The 20223-nt window shown below is 42.1% G+C and carries 18 protein-coding genes; 8 read left to right on the top strand and 10 right to left on the bottom strand.

What is annotated here, in order from left to right:
* Positions 1 to 27 precede the first annotated feature (27 nt).
* The gene (locus tag RDQ32_RS00460; protein ID WP_308578661.1) at positions 28 to 1128 is read left to right on the top strand and encodes an aminoglycoside phosphotransferase family protein; all 1101 of its coding nucleotides are present in this window, start codon (positions 28 to 30) and stop codon (positions 1126 to 1128) included.
* Between the two features lie 387 nt (positions 1129 to 1515).
* On the opposite strand, the gene RDQ32_RS00455 is transcribed toward RDQ32_RS00460, so the two are convergent.
* From RDQ32_RS00455 to RDQ32_RS00425, 7 genes are all read right to left on the bottom strand, one after another.
* Entirely contained in the window at positions 1516 to 2796 is a 1281-nt protein-coding gene (locus RDQ32_RS00455; protein WP_308578659.1) for an SLC13 family permease, read from the bottom strand.
* Positions 2797 to 3006: 210 nt separating this feature from the next.
* On the bottom strand, positions 3007 to 3726 hold the full coding sequence (locus RDQ32_RS00450; protein ID WP_308578658.1) for a nitroreductase family protein: 720 nt from the start codon (positions 3724 to 3726) through the stop codon (positions 3007 to 3009).
* A 207-nt stretch (positions 3727 to 3933) separates the two neighbouring features.
* Positions 3934 to 5127 carry a flavodoxin domain-containing protein gene (locus RDQ32_RS00445; RefSeq protein WP_308578655.1) on the bottom strand — a complete coding sequence of 398 codons (1194 nt, stop codon included), beginning with the start codon at positions 5125 to 5127 and terminating at the stop codon, positions 3934 to 3936.
* A gap of 43 nt (positions 5128 to 5170) precedes the next feature.
* On the bottom strand, positions 5171 to 5821 hold the full coding sequence (locus tag RDQ32_RS00440; RefSeq protein ID WP_308578653.1) for a cupin domain-containing protein: 651 nt from the start codon (positions 5819 to 5821) through the stop codon (positions 5171 to 5173).
* Positions 5822 to 6098: 277 nt separating this feature from the next.
* The gene (locus tag RDQ32_RS00435; RefSeq protein WP_308578650.1) at positions 6099 to 6362 is read right to left on the bottom strand and encodes a Txe/YoeB family addiction module toxin; all 264 of its coding nucleotides are present in this window, start codon (positions 6360 to 6362) and stop codon (positions 6099 to 6101) included.
* Entirely contained in the window at positions 6362 to 6628 is a 267-nt protein-coding gene (locus tag RDQ32_RS00430; protein WP_304072831.1) for a type II toxin-antitoxin system RelB/DinJ family antitoxin, read from the bottom strand. The genes RDQ32_RS00435 and RDQ32_RS00430 overlap by 1 nt, the downstream gene beginning before the upstream one ends.
* A gap of 213 nt (positions 6629 to 6841) precedes the next feature.
* The gene (locus tag RDQ32_RS00425) at positions 6842 to 7708 is read right to left on the bottom strand and encodes a DMT family transporter (RefSeq protein ID WP_308578647.1); all 867 of its coding nucleotides are present in this window, start codon (positions 7706 to 7708) and stop codon (positions 6842 to 6844) included.
* 185 nt (positions 7709 to 7893) lie between these two features.
* On the opposite strand from RDQ32_RS00425, the gene RDQ32_RS00420 reads away from it, so the two are divergent.
* From RDQ32_RS00420 to RDQ32_RS00400, 5 genes are all read left to right on the top strand, one after another.
* Positions 7894 to 8853 carry a helix-turn-helix domain-containing protein gene (locus tag RDQ32_RS00420; RefSeq protein ID WP_308578645.1) on the top strand — a complete coding sequence of 320 codons (960 nt, stop codon included), beginning with the start codon at positions 7894 to 7896 and terminating at the stop codon, positions 8851 to 8853.
* A 243-nt stretch (positions 8854 to 9096) separates the two neighbouring features.
* A complete protein-coding gene (locus RDQ32_RS00415; RefSeq protein ID WP_308578643.1) occupies positions 9097 to 10479 on the top strand; it encodes a sugar ABC transporter substrate-binding protein in 1383 nt (460 codons plus the stop codon).
* A gap of 75 nt (positions 10480 to 10554) precedes the next feature.
* The gene (locus RDQ32_RS00410) at positions 10555 to 11436 is read left to right on the top strand and encodes a sugar ABC transporter permease (protein ID WP_308578642.1); all 882 of its coding nucleotides are present in this window, start codon (positions 10555 to 10557) and stop codon (positions 11434 to 11436) included.
* Positions 11433 to 12260: a carbohydrate ABC transporter permease gene (locus RDQ32_RS00405; RefSeq protein ID WP_308578640.1), complete on the top strand. Its 828-nt coding sequence runs from the start codon at positions 11433 to 11435 to the stop codon at positions 12258 to 12260. Before RDQ32_RS00410 ends, RDQ32_RS00405 begins: the two co-directional genes overlap by 4 nt.
* Positions 12261 to 12377: 117 nt before the next feature.
* Complete coding sequence (locus tag RDQ32_RS00400) at positions 12378 to 13481, top strand: Gfo/Idh/MocA family oxidoreductase (protein WP_308578638.1); 1104 nt, start codon at positions 12378 to 12380, stop codon at positions 13479 to 13481.
* Positions 13482 to 13489: 8 nt separating this feature from the next.
* Here the strand turns inward: RDQ32_RS00400 and RDQ32_RS00395 are convergent, their stop codons facing one another.
* On the bottom strand, positions 13490 to 14335 hold the full coding sequence (locus tag RDQ32_RS00395; protein ID WP_308578636.1) for an alpha/beta hydrolase-fold protein: 846 nt from the start codon (positions 14333 to 14335) through the stop codon (positions 13490 to 13492).
* 461 nt (positions 14336 to 14796) lie between these two features.
* Here RDQ32_RS00395 and msrA point away from each other — a divergent pair, with 461 nt between their 5' ends.
* Together msrA and RDQ32_RS00385 are read left to right on the top strand one after the other, a co-directional pair.
* Complete coding sequence (gene msrA, locus RDQ32_RS00390; RefSeq protein ID WP_308578635.1) at positions 14797 to 15738, top strand: peptide-methionine (S)-S-oxide reductase MsrA; 942 nt, start codon at positions 14797 to 14799, stop codon at positions 15736 to 15738.
* A gap of 203 nt (positions 15739 to 15941) precedes the next feature.
* Positions 15942 to 17651: a hypothetical protein gene (locus RDQ32_RS00385; RefSeq protein WP_308578634.1), complete on the top strand. Its 1710-nt coding sequence runs from the start codon at positions 15942 to 15944 to the stop codon at positions 17649 to 17651.
* 89 nt (positions 17652 to 17740) lie between these two features.
* Here the strand turns inward: RDQ32_RS00385 and RDQ32_RS00380 are convergent, their stop codons facing one another.
* A complete protein-coding gene (locus RDQ32_RS00380) occupies positions 17741 to 19390 on the bottom strand; it encodes a GH32 C-terminal domain-containing protein (RefSeq protein ID WP_308578633.1) in 1650 nt (549 codons plus the stop codon).
* Positions 19387 to 20151 (bottom strand): DeoR/GlpR family DNA-binding transcription regulator, encoded by a 765-nt coding sequence (locus RDQ32_RS00375; protein ID WP_308578631.1) that lies wholly within the window; start codon positions 20149 to 20151, stop codon positions 19387 to 19389. The genes RDQ32_RS00380 and RDQ32_RS00375 overlap by 4 nt, the downstream gene beginning before the upstream one ends.
* Positions 20152 to 20223 lie beyond the last annotated feature (72 nt).

The following is a 20223-nucleotide window of genomic DNA, read 5'->3' as shown; positions in this document are numbered from 1 at the left end:
CATGCCATTTTTTGAAAAGGAATTCCTATGAAAAACAAATTAACGAACGAAGAATTGCAAAATGCCCTTTCCCGATTTGCTTTGGAGGGAGAGATAAAATCCTGTACTCCCTATGGTTCGGGGCATATCAATGATACCTTTTTGGTGGAAGCCGGCAGAAACTATATTCTGCAACGAATCAACAGTGAAATCTTCACAAAGCCCAGGGAACTGATGGAAAATGTAGACCTGGTCTGCCGCTTTATGACGGAAGAAATCAAGAAACAGGGCGGAAATCCGGAACGGGAAAGCTTGCAGATTATCAAAACTAAGGACGGAAATCTTTATTACGAAGACGAGAAGAAGAATTTTTTCCGAATGTATCTCTATATTACCGACTGTAAGGCCTTTGACCTTGTGGAAAAACCGGAGCACTTTTATGAAAGCGCCTATGCCTTTGGGCATTTTCAAAAGCTGCTTTCAGACTTTCCCGCAGAAAAATTACATGAGACCATCCCCCACTTCCATGACAGCCCGCAGCGTTTTCAGCATTTTCTGAAGGCTGTGGAGGAGGATAAATTCGATAGAAAAAAAGATTGTGAAGAGGAAATTCAGTTTTTCCTCTCCCATGAGAAAGACTTGTCCTATGCTTTGGAGCTTTTGAAAAAGGGAGAATTGCCGCTACGGGTAAGCCACAACGACACCAAGTTAAACAATGTGCTCTTTGATGCCAATACGGAAAAGGCTCTTTGCATCATTGACTTGGATACCGTCATGCCGGGACTTTCCATCTTTGATTTTGGAGATGCCATCCGCTTTGGTGCCAACACCGGGGCGGAGGATGAAGAGGATTTAAGCAAAATCTCTCTGTCTCTTCCCCTCTTTTCCCTCTATACCAAGGGCTTTTTAGAGGCCTGCGAAGGCTCCCTTTGGGAGAAAGAGATTCTTTCCCTACCGGAAGGCGCAAAAATCATGACTTTAGAATGCGGAATGCGCTTCCTCACCGATTATTTGCAGGGAGACAGCTATTTCCATGTAAAAAGACCGGGACATAACCTGGATCGTGCCAGAACCCAGATTGCCCTGGTAAAAGATATGGAAAAGAAATGGACGGAGATGAAGGCAGAAGTGAAGAAATACCTGAGATAAAAAGCAGGAATTCTTCATAATAAAAAAATAATGCAGTATAGGTCTAAAATTGGGGCGAGCTCTCGCTAGCTCAATCCTGTGTATTGAAGGACTGTATTTATTAAAGATGCGCTCTAATGCAGTATGGGTCTACAATCGGGGCACGCTCCCGCTAACCTCGCCTTCGTAACAGTACTAACTTCAAGCTTCGCTTTGCTCGCTTTCAGTAAGTACTGACGGGCTCAGATTGCCCCAATTATAGACCCATACTGCGTTATTCGCTTCACTTATTGATTTTTATAGTTCTTCACTTCGCCGGATTTCACAAGTACCGGGCTCAGATTGCCCCTTTTTTAGACCTATACTGCATTAAAAAACGCCTATTGTATTTTGAATAATCCCAGCTTTTTATCTCCATATAAACCAAACGAAGAGATAGCCGGTTCCTGCCGCAGCCAGGGTAAAGGGAATTCCGATTTTCATAAATTCGCCAAAGCCCACCTTGTAGCCCTCCTGCTTTAGCATTCCTACTGCGGTGATATTGGCACTGGCTCCGATGGGGGTGATATTTCCGCCCAAAGTTGCGCCGGTTAAAAGTCCAAAATACAGAAGATAGGGTTCAATCTGTAAGAGCTGGCAAATGCCGGTAATGATGGGAAGCATGGTTGCCACATAGGGAATATTGTCAATAAAGGCAGAAAAGATTACAGAGCCCCAAACAATAATGCTGTACAAGAGGAAAAGATTGTTTCCTCCCAGCTTTACGATTCCTTCGGCCGCAAGATCAATCAGACCCACATCGGTAATGCCCTGAATCACAAGGAACAGCCCCATTAAAATCAAGAGAGTCTCTCTATCCACAGAAAGCAAAGACTTCTTAAGATTCTCCGGCATTTTCTTCACATGATAATCCACCGCCATACAGATGACGGCGATAATACAACAAATCAAGCCGTTAATAATTCCGGGCGTGTTGGGAATAAAGGAGGCTACAATCAGAGAAACCACCACCCCGATTAAAGCGATACTGGGAAAATATCCTTCCACCTCGGTTTTTTCCGTAGCCTCCACCGGCTGACGGAATTTTCTAAACAAAAGCATCATAATCGGTACGGTCGCCATGGCTCCCAACTCTACGGAAAAGAACATTCCGGGTTTTCCCTTCATAAAGAAAAACTCCATGAAGTTCATCTTGGCATAGCCCCCCAGCATAATGGAAGTGGTATCTCCTACCAAGGTTGCAGCTCCTTGTAAGTTGGAGGATACCGCAATGGATAAAAGCATGGGAACCGGGCTGATTTTGATTTTCTTACAAATGGCAATCCCCACCGGAGCAATCATCAAAACCGTAGCCACATTGTCGATAAAGGCGGATACTGATCCTGCAAATAGGGACATTAAAATGATAACCCACATCACATTGGAACATTTATCCAAAATAATCTCCGCCAGACGATTGGGCATCTTGGATTCAATAAAGAAATACACAATGACCATGGTTCCGCCGATCATCATTATCACGTTCCAGTTAATGACGGATAGGAGGTAGAGGGGATTTCTCTGTAATATACCCAATCCCACAAAAAGGAGAGCCACCACCCAAATGGCATATAGCCTCCACTCCTGTTTTACAATCATCACTACATACATGAGAATAAACAAAATCAATGCAATACTTTGTAATGGCATCCCTACTGCTCCTTTACTGTAAAATATCCGCCCTCACTAGCTTGCTTCCTATACCACTGTTTTATAGTCGTTTTATAGTCGCTCTATGATCGTTTTATGCGGATTCATCTCACTTTCTTACTCTAATACTACTAGGCAAAGAAAAAACTCCCGCAAAGCAGGAGCCGTTTTTCCTTTGTTATGCTATTGTGCCCTAAGCTATTAAGAAAGTCAAGAATTCTCTTCTTTTTGATACTTCGCTCCATTTCCAAAGGGGAAAGTTCCCTCTCCCACACCTTTTAGAAAATGATACTTGGCAATCCCCAAATCCACCATGTCCATGTCGTAATTATCCGGTACGAAAGCTCGAAGTTCCCCACGCTCATAAAAGAACTTCGGCTTTTGCTTATTTAGTGCACTGGGCGCTAAAGCTACCGCCTCCATTCCCTCCTGAATCCAATGGGGATAGGAATCTTGTCCGGAAATTCGCTCATGCCAAGGCTTTTTCTTCATAGGGAACAAACTGCCAATCAGCTTTCTGCCGATTCCTTCTTCTCCGCTATGTCCAAGAACGATTACCGCCTGAATATGCTCATCCTCCGGATAACAAAAGCTCTCCCGGTCAAAGGTTCCTCCAACCCAGCAGCTTCCTATCCCAAGCTCTTCCACAAACAGTACCAGCTCCTCCCCATAAAAACCGATTTTCTCCCGAAAGTGGGCAAGCCCCGCATTTCCCTTTAAGAGAATCAAACTACGAACATTTTTGAAAAGACCGTAGCTTTTCCGAAAATCCTGAAATGCTCTACTGCCGTCTTCTTCAAATTCTATGGTAAGTCCTGTTTCCAGATTGATTGCAGAAATTTTATTTTGAATCGCCTCCATTTCCTCCTCGGACAGAGGGGCCGGAGTAAAAATACGATGTGATTTACGATGTAGGATTGCGTCTGTCATGCTTTTCTTCTAATTAGCCTTTCTTTTTAGAATTTATTTCTTTCGTTTTCCTTTAGCATTTATAGCTATTACGAAATTTATTACCGACTTTTATGACCAAGACTTGTACCGGCCTCTTCTCTATTTTCAATAGCCAAAAACACCCTTCCTAGTATAGAAAGTTTTTTGCAAAAAGCAAGGGAGAGGATGTCACTTCCTCTCCCTCTCCTATTCTGCCTTTAACAATGCGCTTACCAATGCCGGAATCGCCGCAAAATCCTCTTCCTTTGCCGTCCATTCCGCCCGAATATTTTCAGGAATGACATTATAGCCTGCTTCCTTTAAGGACTCCTGTAAAACCTTCACAGACTCTCCGCTCCAGCCATAACAGCCGAAAGCTGCTGCCTTTTTCTTCTTAAACTTCAGCTGCTTTAAAAACTCCAACCAGCCTGCCACAGAAGATAAGACAGAATTTCCCACGGTGGGGGATCCTACCGCAATGGCCTTGGACTTAAAGATCTCCGTCATCACTTCATTTTTATCCGACTTGGAAATGTTAAAAACCTTCACTACCGTATCCGGACTTTGCCGATGAATCTCCTCCGCAATGCTGTAGGCAATCTTTGTAGTGCCCTCCCACATGGTATCAAAGGCAATCGTCACCTGATCTTCCTGATAATCCTGAGCCCATTCCGCATATTTTTCCACAATCTGCATGGGATTTTCCCGCCAAATGGCACCATGGGAAGGAGCAATAATCTCTATCGGAAGATTTAAAGCCGTAATCTCCTCCAGCTTTTTCCGTAAAATCGGAGCAAAGGGGGCCACAATATTGGCATAGTACTTCATGGCTTCCTTCATGAGAACGCATTGATTTGCCTTATCGTTAAAAAGCTCCTCCACCGCATAATGCTGTCCAAAGGCATCCATGGAGAAGAGGATATTGTCCCCGGTTAAGAAAGTTGCCATGGAATCCGGCCAGTGGAGCATCCGCATTTCCAGGAAAATGAGTTTCTTTCCGTTTCCGATATCCAAGGAATCCCCGGTCTTAACCACATGGAAATTCCAGCCCCTCTTGCCATACTGCCCCTCAATGCTTTTCACCGCATTTGCCGTACAATAAATAGGCACATCCGGAATCTCCTCCAAAATGGTAGTCAGAGAGCCGGAATGGTCGCACTCCCCATGATTTGCCACGATGAAATCAATCTTTTTCAAATCAATTTCTTTTTTCAGATTCTCCACAAAGTCAAAACGATGGGGTGTCCAAACCGTATCCATCAAAACCGTCTTTTCTTCCTCGATGAGATAGGCATTTTGGCTGGAACCGTTGATGATGGAATAATCATCCCCATGAAAATGCTGTAATTCCCAGTCGATATAGCCTATCCAACTGACATTTCCCTTTACTGCTTTTCTCATCTTATTCTCCCAAAGAATTCTCTTATGTACTTTAAACGTTCTCTTATGCCAAACTGATTAACAAAGCCATTTTGAAATTCCCCTTGGCTGTTACTGCATGCCGTCCTGCCTTGGCAAAATGGAACTCTTCTCCGGCATGAATCACATGGTCCACGCCCTCATACTGAATTACTGCTTCCCCTTCCAGCGCAAATACCATAGCCTCTCCCGGAGCTGCGTGCTCGGAAAGACCGGTGCCCTCGGCAAAGGACATCAGCACAAACTTCATTTTCTCATTGTGCATCAAGTCCATGTTTACAATCTTGCCCTCCTGATAGGGGAGTAAGTCTGCCAAACGAAAAACCTCACCTGCTTTTACTGCTTCATTCATAAAATCTTCCCTCCTTATGGAAATTTCTGTGTATACTGCACCTTTTTCACTACGGATTCCCACCGGTTTCTCCACCGGGGTGAGAATGGCTTGCCCCTTGGAAAGGAACTTCCCCTCTCCTTCTCCGTAAACTTCTATCTCCCCCTCCGCTACGAAAAGCAGCTTATGATAGGAGTAAAGCTCTGCACTGATATCCGTCCTCTCCGCCATGGAAAAATAAATGACAGCGTTTTCTCCCGGATGAATCTGCTTGGATACTGTACAGCTCCGTACCGGCGGATTGTCTCTTGCTATGGAAAACACTTCTCCGACTTTTTCTTTCATAAGCCTCCTTTCTTTGCCGAAGGACTTTGATTTTGAAAATGCTTCAGGCTTTAAAAACATTGCTCTTGAAGTCTCTTTAAGCTCTAAAAAATTCGCCCTTTAAACAATTTAAACTTTAGCTTTATAAGAGGCTTACATCTTTAAATCCTTCTTACAAAGTCTATTGTATACAATATATGCGATTCATTTGTTGCAAATGCAACAAATGAATCTAACAAAAGAAAAAAAGAATTTTTACCGATATATCTCATACAGGTGCTTTCTACAATTAGATACATTATTTATCGCCATAATGAGAACCACATTCTGCAATTTCCAGCATATCTCCCACAATACGAAAAACAATCCGATTCTTTTCATCGATTCTTGCACTCCAAAAGCCGGACAAATTATCTGATAATTTTTCCGGTTTTCCAATACAATTATATCCATTTCTATCTATGTCTTTCAAAATTTTATTTATTCTTCTTAGTGTTTTCTTATCTTGTTCCTGCCAGTATAAATATTCCTCCCACGCTTCATCATGCCATATTTTTCTCATTATTCGGCCTCAATAAGCTCATGCTCATGTATCTTATATCCGGCCTTCATCTCCGCAACTCGTCTTTCCAAAGTAGCTAAATGTTCACTACTATAAAACGTGTCTCTCTCTGTTGTAATTTCAAATGGAATTCTTCTTTCACGAACTACCGTTTTAGCAAAAATGCAAAATGCTGTAGTCATATTCATCCCCACATCAGAACAAAACTCATCAAACTGTTTCTTTAAATCTTCATCCATACGAACACTGATACTCGTCTGTGCCATAAGAAAGCCTCCTTATCTGTATTGAATTTTAGAATCATATTCTATATATTATATATACATTGTATTATATTTTCAATGCAATGTATATATAATTATTGTTAATTTGGTAATTTGCATTATAAAGTAAATCACCATACTAATCTTTAAAAATTGATTCACTAAACAAGATAATTTATTCACTATTCTTTTAAGGAAATACTAACTCTTTATCAACTAACCTTTCTTCCATTTCCAAAGAGCCGTTCCAAAAATGAGGGCATAGCCCACGAAGCTATAAACGTCCGGAATTTCCCCAAAGACCACAAAGCCCAAAACAGCCGCAAAGAGTACCTGAGAATAGTCAAAGACGGAAATTTCCTTTGCAGGGGCATAGGCATAAGCTTTTGTCACAAAGATCTGCCCCACAGCCGCACTACATCCTGCCAAAATTAAAAAGATAGTCTGTTGTGCAGTCATTGGCTTGTATTGCAAAAGAAAAAATGGAAGCAATACCAAAACGGAAAACATCGAAAAAGAAAAGACCACTACCGGTCCTTTCACGCCACCTAAGCCTACCTTGCGAACAAAGGTATAGGCCGTTCCCGCCGAAAATCCTCCAAAAAGTGCCACCAGTGCGGGAAGTCCCACGATTCCCTGCCCGGGCTTCACCACAAAGGCTGCTCCCAGCAAAGCTAAAAGAACAGATACAATCGCCATCTTATTGGGCTTTTCTCCCAAAATAAAAATAGACATTACAATAGCAAAGAAAGGCGCCATTTTCTGTAAAATACTGGCATCCCCCAGCTTCAGATACGTAATTGACCAAAAGTTACAAAGAATCCCCAAGGTTCCAAAACAACAACGAAGAAGTAGAGGAATCCTAAGCTCCTTGGGGACAGAATAATGCAATCCCTGCTGCCGCATCATCACGAAGGCAATCAAAGCCGCCACACAATTTCGAAACATTGCTTTCTGCATGGTAGGCAGATCTCCGGAAAGCTTTACAAAAAAAGCCATTCCCGCAAAGCCTGCCGCAGAAAGGATTATGGAAATGATTCCCTTTATTTTACGGTCTTTTTCTAATCTGATTTCATCTTTCATTTACACTACTCTACTTTCTAAACTAAATATACTGTCTTATTATAACGAAGATAAAATAAAACAGCCAGTGTAGTAATTCATCCTTGCTCTATTCCTTTTCTCTCGTAAAGCCTTTATACTGAAAACACTTGAACCAGGCAACTTCTATTCCTATAGAAAATATACAGAAAGTTTGACGGCATCCTATGTACAGCGCTATTGATAATATTCATTTTCATTTTTTATATATTGATCGCTATTCCTTTGGGCGTAATTGGATCTTTCCTGAAAGCAGTATTCCCTACAATATGCTCCGCTACATTGAATCCGGAACCGCCAGCTTCTTTATAGATTCTCAGGAGTATTCTGTAAAAAAGGATCAAATCATCTATATCCCCAAAGGAAGTCAGCTCTCCTGCTTTGCCACCAGCAGCCATTTTTCCTTCACCAGTATTCGTTTTACCAGCTCTGTTTTCTTTGAAGGAGGGGACTTACTGGGGGATTATTATCATTTGCCGAAGATTATGGAGGGCAAGGGAGAAAGCTTTTATTTTGATGAAATCTATCAATGGGTAAAAAAAGAGAGCCCTGCAAAGATGTTCTTTGTCAGGGGATATTTAGAGCTTTTGATTGCCTCTCTCATTGCCAAGGTAAATCCCGAAACAAATCAGAATGAAGTTCCTTCTAACACTTTGAATTCCCAAATGTCCATAGAAGAAAAATCAGAAAATGCTTCTGATTTTTCTTCTCGTATTCTTCCTACTACAAATAAGGGGAAAAAGTACGGAGATGAAATGGACTTAGATAAAATCAGAACCCAAATCAAAAAATCCGGTACCGCCATGGATTCTCGTATCCAGGGGGTAGTGGATTATATTCTCTTGCATCCCAATGAAAAATATTCTCCAAGCCGTTTAGCGGAAATGGCAGAATTAAGCAAACAAAGATTTACTTCCTTATTTAGTTCCCAGCTGGGAAAATCTCCCATGGTCTATGTCAAAGAACTAAAGCTTACTACTGCTGCCAGAAAATTGCTGGTTTCCAACCTTCACATTAACGATATTGCCTATGAACTGGGCTATGAAGATAGCAATTACTTTATTCGTGAATTTAAACGAGCTTTTGGTTGTACACCAAATCAGTATCGTCATATTGCAAAAGAATAAAAAATATTTCTTATTTATTATTTAATATAGAGGATAAATCTTATTAACAGCAAAAACATTGTTTTATGAGTGTAAAATGCTATTATTAGGTCTATTTTCTATGGAATCGTCTAATTTATTCCTATATCATACAAATTAATCAGTTATTATCCACAAATAAATATCGCAAGTCCCAAAAGAAACTTGCGAACAAGATGCCTAGGATTCCCCTATAGCACTTGCATACTACTAAGGAGGAGATTTATGAGAAAAAAGATTTTAAGCGCTATGCTGAGTCTGACAATGCTTTGCACAGCTCTGAGCGGATGCGGTAGCAGCGCCGCAAAGGAAGAAAGCAAAGCTCCTGAGCAAAACAGCAGCGAAGCAAAGGGTAGTGAGGAAAAGGCGGAAGCTAATGCTGAATTGGAGGGAGATATTACTTTCTGGCATTCCTTTACCCAGGGACCAAGATTGGAAACCATTCAGGAGGCTGCGGATAAGTTCATGGAGGAACATCCAAAGGTTACTATCAAAATTGAAACCTTTTCCTGGAATGACTTTTACACCAAGTGGACAACAGGGCTTGCTTCCGGGAATGTGCCGGATATGAGTACCGCTCTGGTAGGGCAGGTTTCCGAAATGATTAATTCCGACGCTATCATTCCTCTGAATGGATTAATTGATGATATCGGACGGGATAAGTTCTATGAAAACGCATTAAATGAGCTTTCCGTAGACGGTAACAACTATGCTGTTCCTCTCTATTCTCACGCCATGGTGATGTGGGTTCGCAAGGATTTACTGGAAAAAAACAACTTAGAGGTGCCAAAGACATGGGATGAGCTTTATGAAGAAGCCAAAGCGCTAACCAAAGACGGTATTTACGGTCTCTCTTTTCCTTGTGGCTCTACGGACTTCCAAGCCACCAATTTCCTGAATTTTTACGTAAAGGGTGCCGGAGGAAGCTTACTGACGGATGACTTAAAAGCGAATCTTACCAGCGATTTAGCTATAGAAGGAATTAACTACTGGTTGAAGGTATATAAGGACTGCTCACCAAAGGATTCCATTAACTACAATGTACTGGATCAGGCTACACTCTACTATCAGGGGAAAACCGCTTTTGACTTTAACTCCGGATTCCAAATCTCCGGTGTAGCGGCAAACTCTCCGGATTTACTGGATTATGTAGACTGCTATCCCATCCCCACCATTAAGGGTACAGAGCAGAAGGGCATTACCACTTCTAACCAGCCTTTGGTTATTTGGAAGAATTCTAAGCATCCTGAAATTTGTGAAGCCTTTATCAAAACCTTATATGAAGAAGATACCTATGTGAAATTCCTTCATTCCGTTCCTGTCGGAATGCTTCCGGCAATTAAGGGAATCGAGGATTCCAAAGCGTATAAAGATGACCCCACTATTCAGAAATTTGCTCATGCGGAAGAAGTGATTTCTTCTCAGATTCCCGGCGGAACTGCTATCGGATTTGAACATGGACCAAGCGTACAGGCAGGTATCCTTACCAACCAGCACGTAATTGAAGAAATGTTCCAAGATATTATTACCAACGGAACAGATGTAAAGACAGCCGCTAAAGCAGCTGAAGATAAGTTAAACAGCTTAATGGAAGCTGCTACGCAATAATCTTTTTCTTCTCGAAAGAGGCTGCAAGAAGATTTCTTCTTGCAGCCTCTCCAAACTAGAAAGGTAGGTCAGAAAATGAAGACAAGATCTTATACGAAATGGTTGTTTGTACTTCCTGCCGTCATTGTCGTAGCCGCCCTTTTTATCTATCCCATTTTTTCCAGTCTCTTTTTCAGTATGACCAGTAAGAATCTTATTCGACCAAGATACAATTTTCTGGGACTGAAAAACTATAAAGATATTCTAAGTGATCCCAAATTTTGGGCAGCCTTTTTGAACTCTTTAAAATGGACTGTATTTTCCTTGTTGGGACAGATATTGGTGGGCTTCACTGCTGCTCTGGCCTTAAATCGGGTAAAGCTCTTTAAAGGGATGTATAAAACTCTACTGATTATCCCCTGGGCCTTCCCTTCCATCGTTATCGCCTTCTCTTGGACTTGGATATTAAACGGAGTCTATGGCATTTTGCCGAATCTTTTGGTGAAATGGAAAATTTGCGAAACCGCTCCACAGTTTCTCACAGAAAAGAATCTGGCTTTTATCGTACTGGTACTCATCAACATTTGGTTCGGAGCACCAATGATTATGGTCAATGTCTTATCTGCTTTACAAACTGTACCACAGGACCAGTATGAAGCCGCAAAAATTGATGGTGCCAGTGCCTTGCAGTCTTTTCAACACATCACCATTCCCCACATCAAGCTGGTTATGGGACTTTTGGTGGTTCTAAGAACGGTTTGGATTTTTAATAACTTCGACTTAATCTATCTGATTACCGGTGGAGGGCCTGCCGGAAGCACACAAACCGTTCCCCTTTATGCCTATGAAATGGGATGGGGAACCAAGCTGCTGGGAAAATCCTCTGCTGTAACAGTACTGCTGTTTATTTTCCTAATGAGTGTTTGCATTATCTACTTCACCATTATGAATTACTGGGAAAGGGAGGAAAATAAATGAGAAAGAAATATTTTGCGAGCTTAATCAGCCACATCTACCTCTTGCTCCTCTGTTTCTTCGCCGTTTTCCCCTTGCTATGGATTATTATTTCCTCCATTAAAGGAAAGGGCGAATTAACCGGGAATCCCACAGCCTTTCTTCCGAAAGTAGTAACTTTGGAATATTATCGCCATGTGATTTTTGATTTGGGTTTCATTGTAAATATCCGAAACAGTGTCATTATTTCCTTAGCCACAACAGGAATAGCTATTACAATTTCTGCCTTGGCAGCCTATGGCATTGTTCGATTCTTCCCTAAAATCGGAACGGTACTATCGAAGGTTTTGGTGACCACCTACATTTTCCCTCCCATCCTTTTGGCCATTCCTTATTCCATCGTAATGGCAAAGCTGGGACTGACCAATACCAGAATCGGATTGGTACTGGTGTATCTCTCCTTTAGTATTCCCTATGCGGTTTGGCTTTTGGTGGGATTTTTTAAAACAGTTCCCATAGGAATAGAAGAAGCCGCAAAGATAGATGGAGCCAATAAAATTCAGGTGTTTATGCAGGTAGTGATTCCTCTGGTGGCACCGGGAATCGTAGCCACCGCCATTTATACCTTTATCAATGTTTGGAATGAGTTTTTATACTCTTTAATCCTGATTAATGATACTTCCAAGATGACTGTGGCTGTTGCCCTTCGCTCCCTAAACGGTTCAGAAATATTGGACTGGGGCGATATGATGGCGGCTTCCACATTGGTAGTAGTTCCTTCCATTATCTTCTTCTGCCTGATTCAAAATAAGATTGCAGGAGGACTGTCCGAGGGAGCTGTAAAGTAAATTAATGTAGAAGCTATATCAACTTTAAAAAAACGAAAATAAAAAGCGAGGATTGGGACTATGAGAAGTAAAGAAATGAATATTTAGCCCTAAATCGTGAAAAGTTAGGAGTTAAACATGATAAATTATGCCGTAGTGGGTGTGGGCTATTTCGGTGCAGAATTAGCCCGCATCATGAAAGAACAAGAAGATGCACAAGTCGTTGCTGTTTATGATCCGGAAAATGGAGAGACTATTGCGAAAGAATTGTCCTGCGATGCAGAAGCAAGCTTGGAATCCCTTGTTTCCAGACCGGATGTAAATTGCGTGATTGTAGCATCTCCAAATTATTTGCACAAAGAGCCGGTAATTTTGGCTGCAAAACACGGAAAAAATGTTTTTTGTGAAAAGCCTATCGCCCTCTCCTACGCAGACTGCGACGAAATGGTAAAGGCCTGTGAAGAAAATCACGTGATTTTCATGGCAGGACACATCATGAACTTCTTTAATGGTGTACACCATGCAAAAGAACTGATTAATGAAGGAAAAATCGGAAAGGTTCTCTACTGCCACTCTGCCAGAAACGGATGGGAAGATGTGCAGGAGTCCGTATCCTGGAAGAAGATTCGGGAAAAGTCCGGAGGACATCTTTATCACCACATCCATGAGCTGGATTGTGTTCAGTTCCTCATGGGAGGGATGCCGGAAGAAGTTACTATGGAAGCCGGAAATGTGGCTCACCAAGGCGAAGCCTTTGGTGATGAGGATGATATGATTTTCATAACCGCCCGTTTTAAGGATGGCCGTTATGCTGTGATGGAATGGGGTTCCGCCTTCCGTTGGCCGGAGCATTATCTACTGATTCAGGGTACAGAGGGAGCCATCAAGCTGGATATGTTTGATGCCGGCGGTACTCTGAAGATAGACGGAAAAGAAAGCCATTTCCTTCTTCACGAAAGCAAAGAGGAAGACGAGGACAGAACCCGCATTTATCACGGTACGGAAATGGATGGCGCCATTCAATACGGTAAGCCCGGCAGAAAGCCACCACTATGGCTACAGGGCATTATGAAGAAGGAAATGGCCTTCCTCAATGGTATAATGCACGGCAAGGAAGTAAGTGACGAATATAAGCCATTGCTTACCGGAGAAGCCGCAAGAGCTACTATTGCCACAGCGGATGCCTGCACGAAGTCCAGAATGGAAGACAGAAAGGTAAAGCTTTCAGAAATTATCGGATAAAAAGATAATCACTCTTCCATGATCCACCGAATCCCCTTTTCGATTCTTTGCTCCACTTCACAAAAATGGTTTCCGGGATTTTGCTCAAAATTCACACAGTATCCCGAGGATTGGTAGTGCTCTACCAGTTCTCGGGTTTTTCTTTCTATGGTGTACAGGACGGCATGCTTGGTCTTCGCTTCTTCTGTTCCCAAAGAAAGATAGAGCCTCTCCGCTTTGCTCAGCATTTTCTTCTCCTTGGCAAAGGAAACAAAGTCCGGATACCAAAGGGAGCCGGAGACAGAAGCAATCCGAGAAAATAAAGAGCTTCGGTAGCCGGCATATAGGGCAAAAAGACCGGCCAAGGAATATCCGGCCAACGCATAATATGTAGGCTCTTCTCCAAGAATTTCTACTGCCCTCGGAATAATTTCCTTTTCTAAAAGGAACAAATATTCATCCGCTCCGCCAATAAAATCCTTCTCATTTTTAATAAGAGCAGGACTATCCCAGGGGCACATGTCCTTCTGCCATTCCAAGTTGTTGATACAAAGAAGCGGAAATGTAAAGTACTCCTGCCCTTGTAAAAGCTTTACCACCGCCTCTTCCTCTTCGGAAAAGCAATGAAGAATCAGTAGATGAGGGGATAATTTGACTTCTGATGATTTGACTTCTGATAATTTCCCTCCCAAAGCTCTTGCTTCCATAGTCTGACCATTTGTGTTCAGACTGGTATTTGTATTCGCCTGATTTAATTTCTTCTCTACCATACTTTCAAGCGGTTGATACAGTGTCGCTTTCTTTCCCTCTACGGAAAAGGACGATATTTTCAGCTCTTTTTCCATTCCTATATTCTCCATTCCTATTTTTTCCATCTCTGCTTCCAACAAATCCGGTTTCTGTATCCATAGCTTCTTTATCCATAGTTTCTGTATCCATAGTTTCTTTATCCATAGTTTCTTTATCCATGGTTTCTACATCGCTGCTTCTGTATCCATAGTTCCTACATCGCTGCTTCTGTATCCATAGTTCCTACATCGCTGCTTCTGTAGCGCCGGCCCCTCTGTATCTCTGGTTCATACACATCCGGCTGCTCCATTTATCAAAGTATCATGCTCTGGATATTTTCTATACTATAGCATTGTTTTCCTTTTCGGAATACAAATCTAAAAAAAGCTGGAAATCCCGGGGATTCTTGTAGATTGCCTTCTCATTTGTGCTAAAGTAAAGCTATCAGTTATCAAACTAAGGATTTTTTCAGCAAATGTTATAGCTATAAACTACAATGCTACAGAACCGTTTCATTATAAATCAATTTCATCGGAAAGGAGTTACTATGCAGAAAACCATATATCTTGCAGGCGGTTGCTTTTGGGGAGTAGAAGCCTATTTTCAAAGAATACCGGGAGTGCTCTCTACCTCTTGCGGTTACGCCAACGGAAACAGCAGAAATCCCAGCTATAAAGAGGTTTGTCACAACAATACCGGCCATGCGGAAACCGTAAAAATCGACTATGACCCGGAGCGCCTGCCTTTAAAAAATCTTTTGCGTTATTATTTTCGTATTATTGATCCTACCAGCTTAAATAAGCAGGGAAATGATGTGGGCACCCAATACCGCACCGGTATCTACTATGTAGAAGAAGGGGACAAAGAGATCATTCAGGAGGCTCTAAAAAAAGAGCAAGAGCAGTACAGCTCTCCTTTAGTGGTGGAAGTGCTTCCCTTGGAAGCCTTTGACTCGGCGGAAGAATATCATCAGGATTATCTGAATAAAAATCCGGGAGGCTACTGCCACATCTCCCTTGCCCTGGCGGATGAGCCATTGATTGATTCAGAGCAATATCAGCCTCTTTCCGAAAAAGAGCTACAGGAAAAGCTGACAAAAGAGGAATACAATGTGCTGATGCATAGTGCCACAGACCGTCCCTTTGAAAATGTTTATTGGGATACAAATGCTAAAGGGCTTTATGTGGATAGAGCCACCGGAGAGCCGTTATTTTCCTCCAAAGACAAGTTTCACTCCTCTTGCGGATGGCCCAGCTTTGCAAAACCTATTGCCGGAGAAGTGATCCGCTACCTGGAGGACAACAGTCTGGGAATGCGTAGAATAGAAGTCCGTTCCCAGGGTGGAGACTACCATCTGGGCCATGTCTTTCATGACGGTCCAAGAGAACTGGGCGGCCTCCGCTACTGCATTAACTCCTCTTCTGTCCGCTTTATTCCCTATGAGGAAATGGAAAAAGAGGGGTATGGGGAACTGAAAAAATATATATAAAAAACCATCTTCCTTGCCTTAGTTGCCGGCGCAACTAAGTTCCCTCCAGTTCCTATACGTTCTGACGTTCCATCTACTCTTCAAATCAGATTGAAACGAAAACAAAGTATGATAAAATAGTAAAAATTAATGTTTGAATAGTACGGAACAAAAACAAAGACGATAACTAAACTCTCTTAAAGAGAAAAGGCAAGGAGGACGAAATGAAAGCGAAAAAACAACTACTTTTAGTATTATTCCTTCTTCTTAGCTTTCTTTTTCTGTCTTGTGCAAAGGCAGAAAAAGAAGCTGGCAGGACGGACAAAACAGGAGTAGAATCAGGTACTTCACAGAAGGAGCAGAAGGACAGCAGAGAAGAAAAAGAAGCACAAGCTGAAAGCACGATTATAGGAATGCCCCATATCCTTTTAGAAGAAATCGGAGAAAGGCACACGGATGCAAACTATCATTATCTTTATAGTATAGAAAGCACTAAGTTACACTTGAAGGAAGAGGGTGAGAAATTTAATGCCCTGAGAAAGGCCTTTGAAGACTATAACAAGGAAGTAGAAGATCTCTATCAAAAGGATTTTGCGGAGTTGGTAAATATCGCTAATACTTCAGAAGAGGCCAAAAGGAATGTGGCGAACTACTTAGGAAATACTCCTGAAGTGAAGACCAATAGTGATGTTATTCGGGCAGACAAAAGCATCGTCAGCATTTTAAATTCCAAATCTATAGATTACACGGGAAGCGGAAGCGAGTATCAGCACTATTCTTTGAATTTTGATAGTAAAAGCGGAAAACGACTGGCTTTTTCCGATGTGGTAAAAGACAGGGACAGCTTCTTTGCTTTGGCTGAAAAAAGAGCGCAGGAATCCGCAGGTACAGCTGTGGAATTTCCTCCTGCACTTTTACAGAATATAAAAGAGAAGGGAGATGCACTTACTTGGACGGTAAATGCGGAGGGCGTTTCTATATATTCCGATATCGATCTTACCGGCCGGTCTCTTAAGTCCCCCAAGGTTCTTACCGTATATTTTGATGAAGGGGAGAATCTATTTGTCGAAGATTATACTAAAACGGAAGAGGACTATGTAATCCCACTTTTTGACAATATGTATCTGGATGTAGATGTGGACAGAAGCGGAAAACGGGAGCCCGTTTATCTGAAAAAACAGGAAGAAGAGGGAATGTTTTATTTGGATATCTCCGTCGTTTCCGGCAATAGAGAAAGTGGAGCTGTGGAAGGCATTGACGGAACTCCTTATCTTCTCAAAAAATCCGGAAAATACTACATTTACCTCTTTAAGTATGAAGAAGACGGGGTAACTTTACTCTATCGAATCGACCTCTCTACCATGGAATTAAAACCGGAGGAAAACTGGTATGTGGACCTATCTGCTAGAGAATACTACTTTAAAAATGTAGGCAATATCGAATACACGCATCTTCTCAAAGAAAATTTTACGGATGCTAAAGGGTTTTGCGGAGCAGAAGACAACGGCTTTCTCAGTACCAATACTGTAGAAATAGACTGGTTGATTGATGCGGAAGCCTATCCAAAACCAAATGGAAACCGCTACAAAATAACCAGCAATCATGTTATCCAGGCTATTCAAGATGTTCCGGTTCAAGAAGTAGATGTAAATGGAAATGTGCTAAAAGAGGGAACTATCCCCGCCGGTTCCTATCTCCTACTGATGTATACGGATAATGCCTCTTACATGGATATGCGAATTATTGATGAAAAATATATAGACAATGTAGGAAATGAGGACTTCAGTATTTTTAACCTAAATGATTTTAGTCAATTCCAATATAACGGAACTTGCTACCGAGTACCGGTTGAAAGAGATACGCAGAATTGGACTTTAAATATCAATGGAAAAGACGAAAATGAACTCTTTAGGGGAATGCTATATGTTGGCTAATCTTGCTAAGGTCAACGCATGCCGGTTCTGATACAAGCTAAAAGATAGAAAAAAGCAGTGGAAAAGACATCCACTGCTTTTTCAATTCATTACAGTGCCCCAAGCTCAATCTCCCTTAAGCTATGTTTTTCTACCTTTAGATGAATCCCTTCTCCTTGGAAGCTGATTTCCTTAGCCTCCGCCGGGAGTTCATAAAGGGTGCCGGAGAGAACCTGCTCCCCATCATTTATAAAGAGCTCAAAGGAAAAACGGTCCAGCAAAAGTCTTAGCGAAAGCTCTTTCGAACTTCCCACATAAATCCTTCTTACTTCACAAATACTGGCAGACCTTCCTGCATGACTTCTATCCACAGTCAGGATTCCCGTTACAAAATCATAAGTACAGAGGACATAGTTCTCTCCCTGCTTTGCAAATTTCATTTGGAAAACTTCTTGTCGTTCAGAAACTACTTTCTGTTCAGAACATTCTTGATATTTTAGGCAATACTTGGAAGCCGAACTCCGTAGACTAAGGTCCAGAACTTTGCCCTCTAATTCTGCATAGCTTTTCTCTTCTTTTTCGCAGGAAATCTCCAACTCGACCGTATCCTTATAAAGCTTCTGAATCTCCGAAATGGGGCGCTGGCAAAGCCTGTCTCCCCGGAAAAACATTTCTCTGGGAAAAGACATTTGTCCATACCACTTAGCATTCTCCGGAGCATTTCCACCGGCTTCAGGAGCCTGCATCCAGCCTACCATGATTGTTCGTCCATCCCTTTCCATGGTCTGAGGCGCATAAAAATCAAAGCCTAAATCCAAAGCTTGGGGGTTCGCCTTTTTCATAGTCTGCTGTAGCAGATTTTCCAAAAAATCTTCTGCTCTGTTCTCTTCCTTTCCCTGCTGTGACTCCGGTAGAATATCTACTTCTTCACTTATGGTATCCCCCACAAAAGCAACGGTGCAATTTCCATTCCTAAACAAGGGACTTGTATTTTTCATATTCATGACCGAAAGGGAAAGCACAGGACGACCTTCCAGGAAAAAGAAATCCGGACACTCCCACATCCCGCCGAAGCTTCCGTCATTTTCCCTAATCGTGTCCAAATACTGCCATTCCACCACATTTTCCGAAGAAAAAAGCAAAGCCGCTCCAAGATTGTCTCTCTTCTTTCTGGCCACGGTTACCGCATAGTATTTTCCGTCTTTTCCAATCCAAAGCTTGGGATCTCGGAAATCTTCAATCGTGAATTCTTCCGGCAAGTCCTTTTCTGAAAGCACCGGATTTCCCCGGAACTTTTGATACTCTCTCCCATCCCCTCTGGCGATGCACTGGGTTTCTCTTCGAATCCCATTTTTCCCTGATAAATCCGTAGAATAATCCGGAGCCTTGGTATAATCCGCCGTATACATAATAAGATGAGAGCCATCCTTATCCGCTATAGCGGTACCGGAAAAAACACCGGTTTCATAATCTTCATCCGGCGCAAGACTTGCCTCTTGATAGTCCCAGTGGAGTAAATCCTTGGAAGTCCAATGCCCCCAATGCATCGCATCCCATCTGGTGCTATAGGGATTATACTGATAAAAAAGATGGTATTCCCCCTTATAGAAGGAGAAACCATTTGGGTCATTGAGCCAGCCTAGCGCAGGGCTTAAATGAAAGCCGGGACGCTCCTGTCTTTGTATCTCCGAAAAATGTGCCTTTTCAAAAGAACGGGCAAGGGATAATTTCTTTGATATTTCATTTGATATTTGCTTCATACGACTCCTTCAACTTTCACTCCCAGCTTTTCCACTTCCTTTTTTTCTTTCTCCGAAAATGTCTTATCCGTTACCAGCATATCAAATTCCTGAATGGAGCATATCTTCATCATCGCCTGCTTCTCAAACTTACTGGCATCTGCCAACAAAACAGACTGCTTTGCCTGCTGCAAAATAGCCTTTTTCAAAGCCACTTTTTCCAATGTAGGCGTACTCAGCTCCAGCTTTTCATTAATGGAAGAAGCCCCTAAGAAGGCGATATCAAAAGAATAATCTTTCAATTGATTCACTGTATAGCTTCCCAAAGCAGAGCCGGTACTTTTCTGGATTTCTCCTCCGCAGAAAAAGAGGCGTCCCTTTCCACTTTGTAAAACGCCGGCAACCATTATGTCCGTGGTGACCACAGACAAACCCTCACGTTCTTTTAATAATAGAGCCAGTTCCCTATTGGTGGTTCCCGCATCCAAGAAAATCACCTTGGCATCTTTAATAAGTTCCAAAGCCTTTTGGGCAATACGCTTTTTTGCCTCAATATTCTGCACTTCCTTTTCCTGATAAAGCACCTCATCCCGCAGAATGGCTCCCCCATGAAAACGCTCTATCCGGTTCTTTTCTTCCAGATATTTTAAATCTCTCCGAATGGTCATTCCGCTGACAGAAAATTGCTTAGCCAGTTCATCTACGGAAACGGAACCATCCTTCTCCAAAATGGATAAAATGCTTTGCTGCCGTTCTCCTGATAACACCTTTTCTTTTTTCATGATTTCTCCCCTAGCTCATTCCGGTCCTTTTCTCCGAAAACATCTTAGCATATTTTATAAAAAAATGGCTTA

The sequence above is a fragment of the uncultured Oribacterium sp. genome (genome assembly GCF_902481605.1).
GTDB lineage: Bacteria > Bacillota > Clostridia > Lachnospirales > Lachnospiraceae > Oribacterium > Oribacterium sinus.
Note: the sequence above shows the minus strand (reverse complement) of the source record. Positions and strands in the feature narration are given on the sequence as shown.